General features: G+C 62.7%; 1 protein-coding gene. It reads right to left on the minus strand.

Translation table 11 applies throughout. From position 1 onward, the window contains the following. Window positions 1-370, minus strand: a 370-nt coding sequence (locus QWI17_RS13730) for a circularly permuted type 2 ATP-grasp protein (RefSeq protein ID WP_302723090.1), incomplete at both ends; no start/stop codon positions are given.

The raw sequence follows: 370 nt of genomic DNA on the forward strand, positions 1-370 counted from the left end.
CATCATCTTGCGGTCTTCGAGCATGTAGCTGACACCACTGGGGGTGCGCAGGTTGTCTTCCAGCACGAAATAGCTGCCATCGCCATCGCGCACCAGGTCCACGCCGGCGATGTGCGCATACAGGCCCCGGTGCAGGTCCAGGCCCTGCATGGCGATCTGATAACCCTCGTTGGCCAGGACCTGCTCTGGCGGGATGATCCCGGCCTTGAGGATGCGCTGGTCGTGGTAGATGTCTTCCAGGAACAGGTTCAGGGCCTGCACGCGCTGGATACAGCCGCGCTCGACCGTACGCCACTCGCTGGCGCGGATGCTGCGCGGGATGATATCGAAGGGGATCAGCCGCTCGGTGTCCTGTTTGTCGCCATACAAG

It is taken from the genome of Gilvimarinus gilvus, assembly GCF_030518155.1.
GTDB classification, from domain to species: Bacteria; Pseudomonadota; Gammaproteobacteria; order Pseudomonadales; family Cellvibrionaceae; genus Gilvimarinus; species Gilvimarinus gilvus.